This window comes from Oceanisphaera submarina, assembly GCF_046521305.1.
In the GTDB taxonomy this organism is placed as follows: domain Bacteria; phylum Pseudomonadota; class Gammaproteobacteria; order Enterobacterales; family Aeromonadaceae; genus Oceanimonas; species Oceanimonas submarina.
Map to the genome: position 1 here is coordinate 1 of NZ_JBKGFN010000014.1, position 14,308 is coordinate 14,308.

At 55.3% G+C, this 14,308-nt stretch carries 11 protein-coding genes; 3 read left to right on the forward strand and 8 right to left on the reverse strand.

All coding sequences use genetic code 11. The features are described 5' to 3' along the window. Together ACLEIV_RS13415 and ACLEIV_RS13420 are read right to left on the reverse strand one after the other, a co-directional pair. On the reverse strand, nucleotides 1-138 hold a 138-nt coding region (locus ACLEIV_RS13415), incomplete at its 3' end, for a transposase (RefSeq protein WP_410457251.1). A 408-nt stretch (nucleotides 139-546) separates the two neighbouring features. Then, on the reverse strand, nucleotides 547-1,167 hold the full coding sequence (locus ACLEIV_RS13420; protein WP_410457146.1) for a recombinase family protein: 621 nt from the start codon (nucleotides 1,165-1,167) through the stop codon (nucleotides 547-549). Nucleotides 1,168-1,611: 444 nt separating this feature from the next. Here ACLEIV_RS13420 and ACLEIV_RS13425 point away from each other — a divergent pair, with 444 nt between their 5' ends. The 3 genes from ACLEIV_RS13425 to ACLEIV_RS13435 all read left to right on the forward strand — a co-directional run bounded on the left by ACLEIV_RS13425 (nucleotide 1,612) and on the right by ACLEIV_RS13435 (nucleotide 5,522). Next, nucleotides 1,612-2,604, forward strand: coding sequence for a P63C domain-containing protein (locus tag ACLEIV_RS13425; RefSeq protein WP_410457147.1), 993 nt, complete (start codon nucleotides 1,612-1,614; stop codon nucleotides 2,602-2,604). Nucleotides 2,605-3,168: 564 nt separating this feature from the next. Next, entirely contained in the window at nucleotides 3,169-4,683 is a 1,515-nt protein-coding gene (locus ACLEIV_RS13430; RefSeq protein ID WP_410457148.1) for a sensor domain-containing diguanylate cyclase, read from the forward strand. A gap of 233 nt (nucleotides 4,684-4,916) precedes the next feature. Next, nucleotides 4,917-5,522 (forward strand): Yip1 family protein, encoded by a 606-nt coding sequence (locus tag ACLEIV_RS13435; RefSeq protein ID WP_410457149.1) that lies wholly within the window; start codon nucleotides 4,917-4,919, stop codon nucleotides 5,520-5,522. A gap of 69 nt (nucleotides 5,523-5,591) precedes the next feature. On the opposite strand, the gene purF is transcribed toward ACLEIV_RS13435, so the two are convergent. The 6 genes from purF to ACLEIV_RS13465 all read right to left on the reverse strand — a co-directional run bounded on the left by purF (nucleotide 5,592) and on the right by ACLEIV_RS13465 (nucleotide 14,176). Further along, a complete protein-coding gene (purF, locus tag ACLEIV_RS13440; RefSeq protein ID WP_410457150.1) occupies nucleotides 5,592-7,112 on the reverse strand; it encodes an amidophosphoribosyltransferase in 1,521 nt (506 codons plus the stop codon). 20 nt (nucleotides 7,113-7,132) lie between these two features. Beyond that, nucleotides 7,133-7,621, reverse strand: coding sequence for a CvpA family protein (locus ACLEIV_RS13445; protein WP_410457252.1), 489 nt, complete (start codon nucleotides 7,619-7,621; stop codon nucleotides 7,133-7,135). Nucleotides 7,622-7,788: 167 nt separating this feature from the next. Continuing rightward, entirely contained in the window at nucleotides 7,789-9,087 is a 1,299-nt protein-coding gene (gene serS / locus ACLEIV_RS13450; protein ID WP_410457151.1) for a serine--tRNA ligase, read from the reverse strand. A 97-nt stretch (nucleotides 9,088-9,184) separates the two neighbouring features. Next, the gene (locus ACLEIV_RS13455) at nucleotides 9,185-10,510 is read right to left on the reverse strand and encodes a replication-associated recombination protein A (protein WP_410457152.1); all 1,326 of its coding nucleotides are present in this window, start codon (nucleotides 10,508-10,510) and stop codon (nucleotides 9,185-9,187) included. A gap of 487 nt (nucleotides 10,511-10,997) precedes the next feature. Further along, entirely contained in the window at nucleotides 10,998-11,606 is a 609-nt protein-coding gene (lolA, locus tag ACLEIV_RS13460; protein WP_410457153.1) for an outer membrane lipoprotein periplasmic chaperone LolA, read from the reverse strand. A 2-nt stretch (nucleotides 11,607-11,608) separates the two neighbouring features. Beyond that, on the reverse strand, nucleotides 11,609-14,176 hold the full coding sequence (locus tag ACLEIV_RS13465; protein ID WP_410457154.1) for a DNA translocase FtsK: 2,568 nt from the start codon (nucleotides 14,174-14,176) through the stop codon (nucleotides 11,609-11,611). Nucleotides 14,177-14,308: the final 132 nt, after the last annotated feature.

Here is a 14,308-nt window from a genome sequence, read left to right on the forward strand (position 1 = left end):
CTTGACCCAGCGTCTCAGGATGGTCTCACCGATATCCAGCGAGCGGCTGGCTTCGGCAATGGAGTAGCCCTGGTCGAGCACCAGGCTGGCAGTGTCCAGTTTGAATTCGGACGAGAAGGAACGACGTTTTCTGGTCATAGAACACCTCTTGTTACGGTGGTGACTGTACCACCTTAAATGGTGTCCGGGATCATTGAACCACTACATCTTGGCCCTTCGTCGTTGTAGTGGTTGATTGTCATGACCACTACCGCCGTGCACTGCTGAGCATGACCATAGGCGCTGTGCCCTACACTATGTAGACACTATGTATAGTTACTTATAGTAATAGATATATAGATAAACACTATGTAGAGCTTTATGTAGAGCTTTATGTAGACCTTATGTAGGCCCTTAGTCTTTTCAATCCTAAGGTGTGGGTTATCAAATAACCAGCCCACGAGGCCCTGTGTCATCCCACCATGAGGGCGCTGTGATAGGCGCTGAGTGACGCTGTGTCGGCATGGCGACAACAACAGGGGAAGAGACACGCGGGCATGGTCATCCTTACCCTGTCTTCCCCTGTGCGAGTATGCGGCATACGGTCGCCTTGGAGTAGCCGGTCAGCTTGGCGACGTCGTTCAGGCTGTGCCCTGCACCTCGTAACTCAATGACCTTCTGGTGGCGCTTGGCGTCGGCCTTGCGTCCCTGATACTTCCCTTCATCCTTGGCCTGCTGGATGCCCTGTGACTGCCGCTTGCGTCGGTCCTCGTAGTCCTTACGAGCTATGGCCGCCAGCATATCAAGCATCATGGTGTTAATTGCCTTCAGCATGGAGCGCATGAAGTCATGGCCGTCCTTCACGTCGAACGCTTGGTATGACGTGGGCAAGTCCTTGGCTACCACTGACAGGCCCTTATCCTCAATCTGGCGCTTGAGCTGCTGCCAGTCTTCATCCTTGAGTCGCGTCAGGCGATCCACCTGCTCCAAGAGAAGCACGTCGCCGGGCTGGGCGTCTGCCAGTAGCCGCTGCAACTCGGGCCTGTCCAGCGTGGCACCGGACACGTTCTCGACGTAGTAGGACGCCACAGCGTGGCCGTGTTCCTTGGCGAAGGCGGTTAGTTCCGCTCTGGCTCGCTCTGCGTTCTGGTCTTCAGTGGAGGCGCGAAGGTAGGCACGGACGAACATAGAGATTTCCTTGAGGGTCGCGTTAGGGTTGTCTCATGATTACCTGTCGCGTTTGAGTGGTCAAGTAATATCGTTTGAGACCATTCCAGCTAGTCGCGCTGGCGTGTACCTGTAGGAGACACCAATACCTAGGTACCGGTATGGGGGGGGGGGGAAAACCTACGTTTACCGTAGTTTAAACTCCGACAAATTCTCTTCACCCTCACACAATCCACATGAAAACCAAGTAACAATAAAAATCAATATAAACATAACCTTACAAGATGGACGCTCAATGCAGATCACTCAATACCAAACCCATCATGCAAGCATTAAATGGAGACAATGAATTTATGCTTGCAAACTCTATGCGCAAGCATTAGATTCTAATGAGACATGAATGCTTGCATTAGGTGATTCGCAACCGTTCTAATTCAATACGCTATGACTAACGGAGCAAATAAGATGTCAGAAAATCATTCCAAAGGGGGGAAAAGACGCGCTGAAGTCTTAGACCCAGAAACAAGAACTGAAATCGCGTCTAATGCGGCTCAAGAGCGTTGGAAGCAAGAAAAGACGCTTCCCAAGGCAACTCACATAGGTGAGATCAAAATAGGTGATATTGAGCTACCCTGCGCTGTTCTCACCGACGGATCACGCATAATATCCGAAAGTTCACTCAACCGTATATTCAGTACCGCCACCGGGGGAAAGCAGCGCCAACTGCGAAAAGAGTCAGGTAGTAACCTACCCTTGGCTTTATCATCTAAAGCTCTCGCTCCATTCATGGGCGGTGTATTTGAAGAGAGAGAGCTCCTACCTGTCCAATACAAAGATGGTAGAAGAAAGCACAGCGGATACAACGCTAGTGCACTGCCTAAGATGTGTGAAGTCTGGCTAAGAGCACGAGATGCTGGAGCCCTCCAGAAACAACAATTACACCGCGCTGAAGCTGCGGATATCCTCATGCGAGGACTAGCCCAAGTCGGTATTGTTGCGCTTGTTGACGAAGCTACGGGGTACCAAGCAGAACGGGATAAAGACGAGCTTCATAAGCTGTTAAGCATTTACTTAGCGGAAGAGAAACTTGCTTGGGCAAAGCGCTTTCCTGACGAATTTTACAAACAGATATACCGACTCCATAAATGGCCCTGGCCACCGTCTGGAACTAGCAAGCCCGGGTATGTGGGAAAACTAACTAATCAGCTCGTATATGAGAAGCTCCCTCAAGGCATTCTAGGTGAGCTGCAAATACGCAATCCCAAAAAAGAGGGCAGCAAACACCGTCAGTGGAAACATCATCAATTTTTATCCGAAGAAATTGGGCAGAATGATCTACGTGACCACTTACTCCTGCTCGTTACACTGATGAAAATTTCACCAGACTGGAATACCTTTATGGTTCACTTTGAAGCAGCCTTCCCAGAGCCAGGTCAACAAGTACCGCTAGCTCTTTGATGTGTCCTATGCTTTGAGCGATACTTCATATTGCTTGCTACATCCAGCAACACTTTAAGCGTGCGGAACACCGTACAGAACCAAACCGGCTTGCTCTTGTAAGTCCTTGATTTATAGTGTTGGTCACGAGCTGGAAGCGAATCCCGCCAGCTCCACCAATCGATTGGAAAGGCCCCGCAAGGGGCCTTTTTGTTTGGTAAATCAACCATTACCACATATTATATATTTCTAATATTTAGCTTCAGAAGACACTACCCCCCCACACCTCAAGGGGGGGGGGAATGACTCACAGTCGTAGTCATACCTGTTACCCTATTCCATCCCGGTCTTTTTCCATTGGCGGTGGTTATCCACCATCAAACGCATCTACAACACAGTCTGTAGACTCTCGGGTATTCAAGATCGATATGGGTTCACACAAGATGGCATTACGCAACAGGTTCCATTAGAATACCTTAAAATAAAAACATCACCGTGTGCTGCATACTTACAGGCTATTTGGCTCTAATGTCCCCAACTTCTCTTCCAAAACTCAATCTCCGTAGTCTGATTCTGGTTCTGGCTGTGTTCAGCGTGCTGATCACCCTGGGCAACAGCTTTTATGCTACCTACAAGGTTCAGCGTGACCTGCTGATCGGCAATACGCTGGAAGCCAACCGGGTGTATGCGGCCAAACTGGCAGAAATGACAGATGTTTTTCTCAAGTCGGCACAGGATCAACTTGCCTACAGCGCGGGTCAGCTCGGCTCGAAGATGGCTGATGATACAGCCCTGATGAGTGAGGCCCAGCGCCTGCATAGACAAACCAATTCCTTCAATTCGGTAGTGATCGTCAATAAAGATGCAGTGATAGTAGCTACTTCTCCGCATACCCTGGAAGTAAAAGGGTTAACACTGACCTCCCCCAGAGCTCGACAGTCACTTGAAGCCCAGAAAGCACTGATTACCGACCCCTTCGTTTCCCCTGCAGGAAACTACCTTATCAGTATTTCGCACCCGATCATCGCAAAAGATGGCCGCTATCTCGGCTATATCGCTGGCACCATTTATCTGCAAGAAGAAAACATACTGAATCGTATCCTGGGTACACATTACTACCATGATGGCTCCTATATTTATGTGGCCGACCGTAATAAAACACTGATCTATCATCCTGACAAACAGCGTATAGGGCAGAAAATATCGAATAATACGGCCATTAATGAAGTACTTGCCGGCACGGAATATGCGCTTTCCATGATTAACTCCCAGGGTATTGATATGCTGGCGGGCTTTGCTCCCATCACAAAATCCAGCTGGGGGGTTATTGCACAACGACCCAAATCGTCGACACTCGAAGGGCTGGACGGTCACATTACCGCCGTATTTATAAAGAGCATACCAGTGGTACTGTTTACTCTGGCAGGCATCTGGCTGTCGGCCATTTTTATTTCCCGGCCGCTGTGGCAACTGGCAAAAGGTGCCAGGCTGATGGACAAGAAAGAGGTACAGCAGGATATTTCCGGCATCCATTCCTGGTACTTCGAAGCCGCTCAGCTTAAGCGAGCCATTCTCAAGGGCATGGGGTTATTGAACGACAGGATCAGCAAGCTGCATAACGACAGCCATACCGATGCCATGACCGGCCTGTTCAACCGTCGGGGCATGCAGCAGGTGCTAGACAGCTACCTGGAGGAACGGCGACCATTTGCCATCATCACCCTGGATATCGACCACTTCAAGCGGGTAAACGATACCCATGGCCATGATATCGGCGACAAGGTGATACAGGCACTCGCCGGGCTGATGCAAAGTCATGCCCGTAAGGAAGATGCGCTATGCCGCAGTGGCGGCGAAGAATTCATGATTTTTCTGCCCGATACCGGTCTTGCCACCGCCTTTGACGTAGCCGAGCGGTTACGCCTGCAGGTCGCCGAGTCTGAAATTTCAACGGCAGGCAGTATTACCATCTCGCTCGGCATCGCCCACTGGCCCGGCTCGTCGGTTGTTATCAACGAAGTGCTGAAGCAGGCGGACAAAGCGCTTTATCGGGCCAAACAACAGGGACGCAACCGCTCAATTACGGCAGAACAGACCTGAACAGACACCCTCACCAACACGATATCACCGTTAATTCATCAAACGGCATGAATACACCCATTCAAACCTTGGGTCATGCCGAAACCTGTGGTTAATACGTAGACAAACTTGACGACAGTGAGACTCTGGCCAATAACTAGTTAGAGGAAAATACAGGCATAACCTGTTTTTACTCTTGTTCGGCCACCTGGCAGGAGCCGTCTGGCGCTGGAGATATTTGAGGGGATCACGCTATGATTTTAAACCATATATGGGGTCTTTATGCGCACCCCAAAGAAGAATGGCATACCATAGACCACCACCACGAGAGACTGAGCTATAGCCTGGTACACCTGATGTTTATCGCACTGATACCGGCGGTATCGGCCTATGTATCCGCAACCATGATTGGCTGGAACTTCGGGGCCAGCACCAGCAGTACCATAATGCTGACCACCGAAAGTGCCCTTATGATGTCGATCGGTATGTACTTCACCCTGATCGGCGGCGTTTTTGCCCTCGCCTACCTGACGTTCTGGATGGCCAAGACCTTCGGTGCCAATCCGAGCTTTACCCAGAGCATGGAGCTGGCCGCCTATACCGCCACTCCTCTGTTCATGACCGGACTGAGTCTGTTTTATCCCGAGCCCATCTTTCTGATGATGATAGGGCTGGCGGGGCTGAGCTATTCGGTCTATCTGCTGTATTCCGGCGTGCCCATTATCATGCATATTCCCGAAGAGCGCGGCTTTATCTATGCCAGCTCGGTGGTGACCTGTGGCCTGGTGCTGCTGGTTTGTATCATGGTGGGCTCCGTTATCGTCTGGAGTCTCGGCTTCGGGCCTATTTACACCCACTGAATCATGTCGGCGCGCCATTGAAAAAGGGGTCCGAAGACCCCTTTTTTTACTGTTTTTACCCGGTCTTTATTACGACTGACCTTCGTTGTAAATTTCCAGGTGACTGTTGTCGATACAGTCCAGCTGCTTGCTGTTGTCGTTACGTAACGCATTCAGTTCATCCAGGTATTCCTGGTTCACATCCTGAGTAACGTACTCGCCGGTAAACACCGAGGTCTCGAAGCGGCGCAGCTCCGGATTGAAGTGACGTACCGCATCTTCCAGATCTTCCAGTTCCTGGTAAATCAAGCCGTCGGCACCAATCAGCTGGCAGATTTCTTCCACTTCCCGGCCGTAAGCAATCAGCTCGTTCACGGAGGGCATGTCGATGCCATAGACATTGGGGAAACGAATTTCGGGGGCGGCAGAAGCGAAATACACCTTCTTCGCGCCCGCATCCCGCGCCATCTGAATAATCTGCTCAGAGGTAGTACCGCGTACGATGGAGTCATCTACCAGCAGTACATTCTTACCGGCAAATTCCGACGGAATGGCATTGAGCTTGCGGCGCACCGACTGCCGACGCTGATTCTGGCCGGGCATGATGAAGGTACGGCCGATATAGCGGTTCTTCACAAAACCCTGCCGATAAGGCAACTGCAGGTTGTGGGCAATTTCCAGCGCTATGTCACAGGACGTTTCGGGAATCGGGATCACCACGTCAATATCGAGATCTTCCCACTCCCGGGCGATTTTAGCGCCCAGCTTCTGACCCATGCGCACCCGGGCACCGTAGACCGAGACCTTGTCGATAAAGGAATCCGGACGGGCGAAATACACATATTCAAAGATACAGGAGTGGTGCTGCGGCTCGGCGGCACATTGCTGGCTGAACAGCTCACCCTGTCTGGTGATATAGACAGCTTCACCCGGGGCCACATCACGGATCAGGCTAAAGCCTACCGCATCCAGCGCTACGCTTTCAGATGCCACCATGTATTCGGTACTGCCGCCCTCGGCTTCACGCTTGCCCAGCACCAACGGACGAATACCGTTGGGATCCCGGAATGCCAGCATGCCATGGCCGATAATCACCGCCACGGTAGCGTAGGCGCCGCGTATTTTTTCATGCACCTTGCTCACGGCAGCAAACACATGGCCCGGCTCGAGGTGCAGGGTTTGCGTCTGTTGATCCAGCTCGTGAGCCAGCACGTTCAACAGCACTTCGGAATCGGAGCTGGTATTGATATGGCGGCGAGCCACCCGGAACTGTTCTTCTTTCAGCTCTCGGGCATTGGTCAGGTTACCGTTGTGCGCCAGGGCAATACCGAACGGAGAGTTCACATAGAAGGGCTGCGCCTGAGCGACGCTGCTGCTGCCGGCGGTAGGATAACGCACATGGCCTATGCCTACATTTCCGATCAATCGCTCCATATGACGCTCTTCAAACACATCCCGCACCAGACCATTGGCCTTGCGCTGGCGGAAGGTATCTCCCGATATGGTTACGATGCCGGCTGCATCCTGGCCTCTGTGCTGAAGTACCGTCAGGCTGTCATACAGCGCCTGATTTACCGGGGTCGTGCCTTGAATACCGACAATCCCACACATGTCCTAATTTCCTCAATTCATTATGGCTTGGGGGGTAAAAAGCTGGATGAATTTTGTACCAGACTGAAAAACCACTGGATCACGATGCCGAATTCCGGAATCAACCGGGATTCGCGCCACCACAGACTCTGTGAAAAGGCCGTCATGGTATCGATGAATAACAGCAAGGCGGCCACGATAAGCACGCCCCGCACAGCCCCGAAACAGACGCCCAGTACCCTGTCGGTACCAGAAAGGCCGGTTTTGGTCACCAGCTCACCGATAACGTAATTAATCAGAGCGCCCAGGATCAGGGTTAATACAAACAGGATGGCAATGGCTGCGCCGTTACGGAATAAGGGATCGGAGATATCGAGATGAATGGCCAGATCGGAGTAGAAACGACTGGCGACGAAGAAAGCGGCCAGCCAGGTAGCGAGTGACATCGCTTCTTTCACAAATCCCCTGACCAGGCTGATGAGTGCAGAAAGGCCGATAATGCCGAGAATTACGTAGTCTATCCAAACCATCATGTCTTGCCGGGAACCTCTTGAATGCCGCACATTCTACCAAAGGAGGGCGGCAAAAGGCGAAGAAAAAGCGGATAAATTTCATTCAAGATAAAACTAATTTCTGCTTGATAACCCCTAGAAACAAGCCGGGGCATGACCCCGGCTTGTTTGTCTTATTACCACGTTCAGCCGATAAACTTCAGGCCACCCATATAAGGCTGCAGGATCTCGGGTACCGCAATACGGCCGTCTGCCTGCTGATAGTTTTCCAGCACCGCCACCAGGGTTCGCCCTACCGCCAGGCCGGAGCCATTGAGGGTGTGCAACAGCTGGGGTTTGCCGTCGGCACCGCGTACCCGGGCCTGCATCCGTCGGGCCTGGAAATCGCCGCAGTTGGACACAGAGGATATTTCCCGGTAAGTATTCTGGGCCGGCAGCCAGACTTCCAGATCGTAGGTCTTGGCAGCGCCAAAGCCCATGTCGCCGGTGCACAGTGCCATCACCCGGTAGGGCAGATTCAGGCCCTGCAGTACTTTCTCGGCGTGGCCAACCATCTCTTCCAGGGTATCCCAGGACTGATCCGGGTGAACCAGCTGCACCATTTCCACCTTGTCGAACTGATGCATACGCACCAGGCCGCGGGTATCCCGGCCATAAGAGCCCGCTTCGGAGCGGAAGCAAGGAGTATGAGCCGTGAATTTCAGCGGCAGCTCTTTGGCATCGAAGATCTCGTCCCGACCGATATTGGTCAGCGGTACCTCGGAGGTAGGGATCAGCGAGAAGCGACGCGTCTTGCCCTCTTCATCCCCTTCGCCTTCGATCGCGGTATGGAACAGATCAGCAGAAAACTTGGGCAGCTGACCGGTACCGAACAAACTGTCGCTGTTCACCAGATAAGGCACATAGCACTCGGTATAGCCATGCTCATTGGTGTGCAAATCCAGCATGTATTGCGCCAGGGCCCGGTGCATACGGGCAATCTGGCCCTGCATGATCACGAAACGGGAGCCGGAAATCTTGACCGCGCCCTTGAAGTCCAGACCAGCCAGGCCTTCGCCCAGTGCCACGTGATCCTGAGGTTCAAAATCGAAGGCGGTGGGCTCACCCCAGACGCGAACCTGAAAATTGTCGTCTTCGTTTTTACCGACCGGCACCGACTCGTGGGGCAGATTGGGAATCGCGGCACAGAAGGCTTCAATCTCGTTCAGCAACTGATCCAGCTCGACCTTGCAACCGTCCAGTTCGTCGTTAATGGCCGTCACCGCCGCCTTCAGCGGGGCTATATCTTCACCGCTGCGAGCCGCCTGACCAATGGCCTTGGAACGGGCATTACGTTCGGCCTGCAGTTCCTGTGTACGGGATTGCAGAGACTTCCGCTTTTCTTCGAGGCTGTTGAACAAGGCAGTATCGAGTGTAAAACCACGGCTTGCCAGCCGCGCCGCCGTGTCGGCGATATCGCCGCGCAGGTATTTGGAGTCCAGCATGAGTTACCTTATTTGATGCTTGTACTGCGTGTCACACGCAGGGTCGGAAGTCACTAAATCGACGTCAAGTTTATCAGCTTAGCGGGCCGGGAGCCAACTAGCCGCCGGCCTGCTCGTCGAGGCTTTTCAGGTAATCGAGCTTGGCCCTGACCTTCTGCTCGAAACCCCGTTCGCTGGGCTGATAATAGCACCGTTGTGCCAGCGCCTCCGGCAGATACACCTCGCCGGCGGCATAGGCACCCGGCTCGTTGTGAGCATAGCGATATTCGGCACCATGGCCCAGATCTTTCATCAGCCTGGTGGGCGCATTACGCAAGTGCACCGGCACTTCGTAATCGGGTAATTCTCGGGCATCCTTCAGCGCCGCTTTCCAGGCAGTGTAGAGTGCATTGCTCTTGGGCGCACAGGCCAGATAGACAATAGCCTGGGCAATGGCGCGTTCCCCTTCCGCCGGGCCGACCCGGGTAAAGCAGTCCCAGGCAGCCAGCGCCACCTCCATCGCCTTGGGGTCGGCCAGACCCACGTCTTCCGAAGCGATGGCCAGCAGACGACGGGCGATATAGAGAGGATCACAGCCGGCACTGATCATACGCGCATACCAGTACAGACCGGCGTCCGGGTCCGAACCGCGAATCGACTTGTGTATCGCCGAGATCAGATCGTAATAGAGATCGCCCTGGTTATCGAAGCGGGCCAGCCGTTCGCCAGTCACCTCCGCCAGTAACGTTTTGTCGATGCGGCGAACTCCTTCATGCTGTTCGGCCATGTCCGACAGCAGCTCCAGATAATTCAGCGCCTTGCGACCATCTCCGTCTACCAGCTCGGCCAGCGCCCGCTGCACGCCATCGAGCAGTGCAATGCCCTGCCCGGCCAGCCCTCGTTCGTCGGTCAGCGCCTGGGCTATCATCTGCTCGATCTCTGCCGGCTCCAGCCGCTTGAGCAGATAGACCCGGGCCCGGGACAAGAGTGCATTGTTCAGTTCGAAGGAGGGGTTTTCGGTGGTGGCGCCGATAAAGGTGACGGTGCCATCTTCGATATGGGGCAGAAAAGCATCCTGCTGGGATTTGTTGAAGCGGTGTACCTCGTCCACAAACAGAATGGTGCGCCGGCCGGCCAGCTTGTGCTCCCGCGCCCGCTCGATGGCGGCGCGGATCTCCTTGACCCCGGAGGTCACCGCCGACACCCGCTCTACCTGGGCATCACAGTAGTGGGCAATCAGCTCGGCCAGCGTGGTTTTACCGGTGCCGGGCGGCCCCCACAGTATCATGGAATGACAGTGCCCGGCTTCCAGCGCCCGGCGCAACGGTTTGCCCGGCCCCAGGATATGCGCCTGGCCCAGGTATTGCTCCAGCCGCTGGGGTCGCATCCGCGCCGCCAGCGGCCGAAAGTCGTCCTGTTCGAAGTCCAGACTCAGGGTGCTCATGTCATTTCATCCCCATAAAACAAAGCGCAGGCTGTCAGCCGGTCTCTTAGTCACAGTCTGTCAGTCCGTAAATATGCTCAGAGGCAACTGGGTTGCCTCTTCCGACAGGCTAAACCGCATCCCTGCGACGCTCAGCACATGACGTCCTGTCATGTGCTGGTCGGCTGAGACTATCCCAGCCGCCTCTTTTCAGGCTCCGAGTCGTCGGTAAGCACCTCTGACAGAGCACTCCGCTGCCGACGGGAAGGCAAAGGGTGTCTGCTCAACCGACCATCTGACCGCCATGGATGGCGGGAATGCCTGGACGGCAGGAGCATTTCCCGGCCGCGCCAAGAATGGCGCGGCTGAGCCCCCAAGGAAGGGGTTACGGCGTGTCGGTTGAGTAGTGTCCTTTGTCCGATTTCATGCGGTCACCTGTAACCAGCAATCGACAATAGTTGTCACCAAGAAGCAGGCTGTCAGCCGATAGCTTAAAACAACTGGTTATTCAGCGCTGATCATCGACCATCACCCCAGCCGGGGGGGTGAAGGTAAAGGTGTCGGCACCGGTGGCGGGTTTGGTATTCACCTGCTTCAAGGTAAATTCGCTGCGCTGGCCGCCGGACTCGATCACCGTGAATCGCTGAATACGGTTGTTGCGGTCGAAGCGCAGACTGAACTGACTGATCAGCTCCCCCGGATCCTTGCTGGTCACCACATAATCGGCGCCCTTGCGGGCCACATGGTACTGTTGCCAGCGCCGCCCGTCACCGCCGGCAATCAGCAGAAACGGCGTGTTCTGTATCGCCTGCTCCAGCGGCGCTATGCTTACCTGCTCAACAAAGGGGTCGTACATCCAGACATCATTGCCGTTGGACACAATCAGACTCTCGTCCGGTGACACCGTATGCCAGCGAAAACGGTCCGGCCGGGCCAGTTGCATGGTGCCTTCGGCACTTTGCATCGGCGCCCCCTGCTCATCGAAGACCTGCTGGCTGAAGCTGGCAGAAAATCGATCGAAGGATGCCAGCTTCTGCTGCAGTTCTGCACGCGCATCGGCCAGTGCCACCGCACTCACCGACCACAGCAGGACTCCTAAGGTTGCCAGTTTATTCATGGTTACTCCCTGGCTGGCGGAGGTGCCAGCACTTCACGTTGACCGTTGCCGCCTGCGGAACTGACGATGCCCTGGTATTCCATCTGTTCTATCATACGGGCGGCCCTGTTGTAGCCTATTTTTAACTTGCGCTGCACACTGGAGGTAGAGCCGCGACGGCTCTCCACGACAAAAGCCACCGCTTCGTCGAACAGCGGATCCAGCTCTTCGTCGCCGCCTTCCGGCGCTTCGCCGGGCAGCAGGCCCTCGGCGCCCACATCGCCACTCAGAATATCCTCGATATAATTTGGCTCACCCCGCTCCTTCCAGGCCGCCACCACCTGGTGTACTTCATGGTCATCCACGAAGGCGCCGTGCACCCGGGTCGGATTACTGTCTCCGGCAGGCAGATAGAGCATGTCGCCCATGCCGAGCAGCGATTCTGCTCCCTGCTGGTCGAGAATGGTGCGCGAGTCGATTTTGCTGGAGACCTGAAACGACATCCGGGTCGGAATATTGGCCTTGATAAGGCCGGTAATCACATCCACCGAGGGTCGCTGGGTGGCCAGGATCAAATGAATGCCGGCCGCCCGCGCCTTCTGGGCGATACGGGCGATCAGCTCTTCCACCTTCTTGCCGACGATCATCATCATGTCGGCAAATTCGTCGATCACCACCACGATATGGGGCAGCTTTTCCAGCGCCGGCGGATAGGTATCCATCGACTGGGTCGGCTCCCACAAGGGATCCCGCAGCGGCTCGCCGGCATCTATCGCATCCTGCACCTTGGTATTGAAGCCCTTGAGGTTACGCACCCCCATGGCCGACATCAGCTTGTAACGTCGTTCCATCTCGCCTACGCACCAGCGCAGGGCGTTGGCGGCCTCTTTCATGTCGGTGACGACTTCGGTCAACAGGTGCGGTATCCCTTCGTAGACCGACAATTCCAGCATCTTGGGGTCGATCATGATGAAGCGCACCTCTTCCGGCGTCGCCTTGTACAGCATCGACAGGATCATGACGTTGACCCCCACCGACTTGCCGGAACCGGTGGTACCAGCCACCAGTACGTGGGGCATCTTGGCCAGGTTGACGATCACCGGCTCGCCGGCAATATCCTGCCCCAGCACCAGGGTCAGAGGATGCTCGTTGCGGGCAAAGGCTTCGCTGTCCATCACCTCGCGCAGATAGACGGTTTCGCGCCGGGTGTTGGGTAATTCCAACCCCACATAGGGCTTGCCGGGAATGACTTCCACCACCCGCACACTGATGGCGGACAGGGAGCGAGCCAGATCCCGGGCCAAGTTGGTAATTTTACTGACCTTGACCCCGGGAGCCAGATCCAGCTCGAAGCGGGTGATCACGGGGCCCGGATAAACGCCGACCACGTTGGCCTGCACGTTATAATCCGCCAGCTTGGCTTCCACCAGCCGCGCGATGCGATCGAGCTCCGCCTCGCTGACCATATGCTGCCGGGGCTTGGGCTGGTCCAGCAGTTCAACCGAGGGCAAGGGAGACAGGTCTCTGCGCTTCGAGGCCACCGGAGCCGGGGCCGGCGCTCGTGGCGTCGGTACGAGGGCGGACGGAGCCTCACCCTCGTTCAGCCAGGGCAGGTCCAGTTCTTCTTCATCGTCATCCATCTCCCAGCCGTTGGCCTCGGCGATGGTGCTCATGGCCGGATCCGGTGCGGAGGCCTCCCCCATCACCGGTTCTTTGCGTACCGGCAGGGTTTTCTTCTGTATCGGAGCCCGCTTTTCTGCCTTGGCAGCAACCGGAGCCAACAGCGGATCATCCTGCTCGGCTTCCCATTCCGGCCCCGAATTCGTCTCTGGCTCCAACTGACCACCAAGCCGCTCCTTGAACCGACGCCAGCCTACAAACCCCGCTTCGGACGACGCCGGCTCAGCCTCGGCTTCGAGCTCCGGCGGTGTCGGCGCCGCGCTGATGCTCTGACGGCGACGCCCTATGTCGCTCTGCCAGTCGACCAGTCGTTGCGGTATCTGGCTGAACCAATGAGGCGCATTCAATACCGCCGCGCCCAGACGCTCCACGATCAACAACCATGACCAGCCGCTGAAGAAGGTAACGCCGGTGGCGAAACCACACAGCAGCACCAGGGTGGTTCCCAGGGAACCAAACATCGAGTTCAGGGCCGACGCCAGCATATCGCCGATGAGACCACCGGAAGAAAAGTAATAGATGTTGCCCACGTTCATGCTGGCCAATGCCAGCAGGCTGAGCAACAACATCAGAAATCCGATAATACGCAGGCTCAGGGTCAGGTAGCAGATATCACTCAATGCCCTCGGCCGCCACAGGGTGACCCAGCCGATCAACACCATGAAAAATGGCATCAGATACGCCGAGAAGCCGAAGGCAAACAGCAGAATATCTGCCAGCCAGGCCCCCGCAGGCCCGGCGGCATTGCGAATGTCTCCGCCCCATGCGGTTTGCGACCAGCCCGGATCTGAAGCATGGTAAGAGACCAGCGATAACATCATGAAGATCGCCAGCAAAATAATGGTGATCAATCCGGCCTCAAACAGACGCTGTAAACCAGACATGGGAGTAAACAGCTTTTTCTCCGCCAAACGCCCGCTCCTCGCTCTTAATAGGTTGTGTCACGCAATAAAAATGCTGCGACAGGGAAAGTCGTCAGCCATCAAACGACAAACGAGCGGCCGGGGCCGCTCGCAGAGTCAGGTTCATCTCGGTCCCCGCCC